The organism is Microvirga sp. P4_G7 (assembly GCF_056401005.1).
Genome location: NZ_JBFUKD010000309.1, coordinates 1 through 4,142, shown reverse-complemented (window position 1 = coordinate 4,142; position 4,142 = coordinate 1). Strand labels below are relative to the sequence as shown.

Sequence of the window (4,142 nt, the reverse complement as noted above, 5' to 3'; positions counted from 1 at the left end):
ACCGCCGCAGGACGAGGGTACGGACGAGTTGGGGTTCGTGCCGCCGCCGTTGTTGAGGCGCGCCCTCTGTGGTGCCGGGCAGGCCTTAGCGCTGCCGTTCATTCTGACTCTCATGTCGGCACCGTGGTTGAGCATCTTCATCAGCTACACGCTGCTCACCGGAGATGATGCGTCGCTGTTTCGGGACATGAGCTGGATCTTCCTGGCCTACATGCTCGTGACCGTTGCGACGACATTCATTGCAATCGGCGCGAAGTGGCTGATCGTCGGACGCATCAAGCCGGGACGGTATCCACTTTGGGGGACGTATTATTATCGCCTCTGGCTCGTTCAGCGTATCCTGAGCCTTGTGCACATGAAGTGGTTCCAAGGTTCGCCCGCGATCCGCATTTACCTCAGGTTGCTCGGCGCGAAAGTCGGCAGGGACGCTTTGATCTCCGAGATCGACGCCAGCGCGATCGACCTGATCGAAATCGGCGACCACGCGAGTGTCGGCGGCAAGGTCACGATTTCCAACGCACGTGTCGTCGGCAACGAATTGATTGTCGGACGCGTGGAAATCGGGCGTGACGTTTCGATCGGTTCGTCCTGCGTCATCGAGAACGACGTCGTCATCGGAGAGGGCGCGGAGCTCGCCGATCTGACGGCTATCCGGGGGGGCACGGCCGTCGGCGCGTGGGAATCGTGGCGCGGCTCCCCGGGCATCAAGGTGAGCGATCTCGATCCTTCGCATGTGCCGCCTCCGGCCGAGGCCGGGCCGGTGCGGCGCAATCTTCTCGCCATGTTCTACATTGCGATGCTGATCATCGCGCCGCCGATTGCGCTCGTTCCGATCGTTCCGGCGTTCCACGTGATGGAGGTCGTCGATACCTACATCCAACCCTTGGTTCACATTCACTACCTCTATTACATGCCGCTTCTGGCGTTGCCGGCGGCCGCATTGATGATCTTTGCGACCGTGCTGTTGATTGCGGCGATCCGCTGGATCGTGCTGCCGCGTCTCAAGCCGGGCATCTATTCGATCTTCAGCGGGCTCTACGTGCGCAAGTGGACGGTCGGGCTCGCCACGGAAGTGATGCTCGAGGTGCTGTCATCGCTGTTCGCAACAGTCTACATGCGCGCATGGTACCGGCTGATGGGCGCGAAGATCGGCAAAGGATCGGAGATCTCGACGAACCTCGCCGGCCGATTCGATCTGATCGACCTCGGAGATCAGAATTTCATCGCGGACGATGTGGTTCTGGGCGATGAGGAAATGCGCCGTGGATGGATGACGCTCGGCACCGTCACGACGGGCAATCGCGTCTTCATCGGCAACGACGCCGTGGTACCTCCGGGGTATTCGATCGCCGAAGGCGCGCTGATCGGCGTCAAGTCCAGTCCGCCGCAGGGTGGGAAGGTCGGTTCGGACGAGACCTGGTTCGGTTCGCCGCCGATCCAGCTGCCGGTGCGCCAGCGATTCAACGTGGCGGTGACGAACACGTACGAACCGTCGAAGTGGCTCAAACTGTCCCGCGCATTGTTCGAAGCGTTCAACATCACATTGCCGACGGCACTGTTCATCACCTTCGCTACGATGGCGATGGAAATTCTCGCTGCGCCGGTGACCGAAGGGCGTTGGGGGACCGCGCTCGCACTCTGCGTCGTCGCCAGTGTGGTGATTTCTCTCGTGCAGCTTCTGGTGACTGCTGGTTACAAGTGGCTGCTGATCGGCGCCTACAGGCCCACGATGCATCCCATGTGGTCGTGGTGGGCCCTGCGCACCGAAGCAGTGGCCGTGATGTACTGGGGCATGGCCGGAAAGCAGATTCTCGACCATTTGCGCGGTACGCCGTTCTTGCCTTGGGCATTGAAGCTATTTGGAACGAAAGCCGGCAAGGGCGTGTACATGGACACGACCGACATCACCGAGTTTGACTGCGTGAATCTCGGCGATTTTTCGGTCGTCAACGCAAATGCGATCCTGCAGACCCACCYCTACGAAGACCGTCTCATGAAAGTCGGTCGGATCAAGGTCGGCATGGGCGCGACCGTCGGCTCCGGCTGCACGGTGCTCTACGATACCGACCTCGGAGCGTTCTCGCGGCTTGGACCGCTGACGCTGGTGATGAAGGGTGAATCGATCCCGACAGGCGGAGAATGGTGGGGCTCGCCAGCTCAAGCCTTCGTTGACCCCAACCGATCGGTACATGTCGCCCAACCGGTACAAGTCGCCCAACCGGAACTGGTGGCGGTCTGATTCAGTCGAGAACGCGGCGAGTCGTCAGGCCTTCAACCGTTCCATTTCGGCAGAGAGGTGGACGGTCAATCCTTCCGGCCGCCAATCGCGTGTGATGACGCCGCCGAGTTGACCCGCAACCGTTGCGCGGGCGAGCCTGCTGCCGAAGCCTTCGCTTCGCTCCTGACCGTCGACGACTGGACCGCCGCGTTCAGACCAGGTCAGCCGGAGTTCGCCGTCGGCGAGAATCCACGACACCTCGACACGACCGGCGTCCGTAGACAGAGCGCCATACTTCGCCGCGTTGGTCGCAAATTCGTGGACGAGAAGAGCGAAGCTGGTGACCGCGCCGCCGCCGATGACGATATCCGGACCGTCGATGACGATCCGGTTGTCCTGCTCGCTGTCCGCGTATGGAGAGACGATGGTTCGGATCAAGGAGTCGAGGTCCGTCGTCTGATGCGCGAAATCCTCACCCTTGGCCAAGTTCGAGAGCGTCAGATCATGCGCGCGGGCCAGCGCACCCAGGCGCTCGCGGACAGCCGTCGACATTTCCTGAGGCGATTTTGCCGTGCGCGCACTAAGCGCGACAAGGCCGCTGGCGAGAGCGAACAGATTCTTGACCCGGTGATTCATCTCCCGGAGCAGAAGACTCTGCTGCTCGCGGTCGCGCCGCTCTTCGGTGATGTCACGGGCGATCTTGGATGCGCCGATGATCCGTCCGTCGGTATCCCGGACCGGCGAGATCGTGAGCGAGATCTCGACCTCTTTCCCGCTCTTGCACCGTCTGATGGTTTCGAACTGATCGATGCGCTCGCCTCGGCGAACGCGCTCGATGAATTTCTGCTCTTCGCCCAATCGCTCCGGCGGAATGAGAATTGTGATGGGTTTGCCGATGACTTCCGATGCCGTGTAGCCGAACAGCCGCTCCGCACCGCCATTCCAGCTCATGATGATGCCTTCGAGGCTCTGGCTGATGATGGCGTCGTTGGAGGATTYGACGATGGCGGTGGGAAGATTATGAAGCAGCGCCAGATACCGATGCTCGCGCTCTCGCCACGCAGCGTGGGCCCGGGTCACCTCTTTCATGCACGTCAGTGCACCGATGACGAGGCCCGTGCGATCCCTGAGAGGGTCCGCGTCGATGGTAACGATGATCTTGGAGCCATCCGGCCGCTCGATCGCGGCTTCCACGTTGCGCACCGGCGTGCCCGTTCGAAGAGCGATGGCGGCTGGCATCTCATACGGCGGTATCGGGCCACTTTCGGGGCGATACAAACCCGGAGCGCCGCAATATCGCCCGCTGGGTTCCATGAGCTTGGGGGAGCGCCCCCAAAGACCGGCAGCCGCAGGATTGTAACGGACGACCAGACCTTCGCTGTTGCAGACGTGCACAGCCATGGGAAGCATGTCGATGAGCGATTCCGCGAGCTCTTCCAAGGGGTTATCCGCCGGGGCGACACTCGGAAGCGCTTTGTCTTCCTGCTTCGAGGAAGTCCTCATAAGGCGCCTCCTCTTGATTTCAAGCCCCGGGGCGGGCCAAGCCCTCGAGCCAGACGTTAACGTGACTGATGTCTGTCCCGCAAGGCACTGTTTCGCGACCCATCCGAAAGAGCGTGCCGAACGGCTCCGCCCAGCCACGCTTCCTCAGCTCAAGCGATTGAACGAAAAACGTTCTTTGATGAAAATGTTATAGAATTTCCCCTTCGAGTCGGATTCGAGAAACGCCTCGAACAGCGACCTGGGGACGCCGTGATAGGCGTAAGTTCCGGACTCGCAGAATGTCACGATGAGATCTTTTCGATCCGCTCTGTAGTCGATCCTGGCAATGGCCGATGATGAGACCGCTGGCATGGCCGCCAAACGGATTTGTCGTCGATCCGTTCCATTTCATGCGAGATCAGCGACTGTCGTCGATCAAACG

Annotated in this window: 3 protein-coding genes; 1 reads left to right on the top strand and 2 read right to left on the bottom strand. The window is 61.0% G+C overall.

Features of this window, described 5'->3' with window-relative positions; all coding sequences use genetic code 11:
* On the top strand, positions 1 to 2,239 hold a 2,239-nt coding region (locus AC1DT3_RS13420; protein WP_477465750.1), incomplete at its 5' end, for a Pls/PosA family non-ribosomal peptide synthetase.
* Between the two features lie 24 nt (positions 2,240 to 2,263).
* Here AC1DT3_RS13420 and AC1DT3_RS13415 read toward each other — a convergent pair.
* Both AC1DT3_RS13415 and AC1DT3_RS13410 read right to left on the bottom strand, forming a co-directional pair.
* Complete coding sequence (locus tag AC1DT3_RS13415; RefSeq protein ID WP_477465749.1) at positions 2,264 to 3,721, bottom strand: sensor histidine kinase; 1,458 nt, start codon at positions 3,719 to 3,721, stop codon at positions 2,264 to 2,266.
* Positions 3,722 to 3,865: 144 nt separating this feature from the next.
* A complete protein-coding gene (locus AC1DT3_RS13410; RefSeq protein WP_477465748.1) occupies positions 3,866 to 4,072 on the bottom strand; it encodes a KTSC domain-containing protein in 207 nt (68 codons plus the stop codon).
* Positions 4,073 to 4,142: the final 70 nt, after the last annotated feature.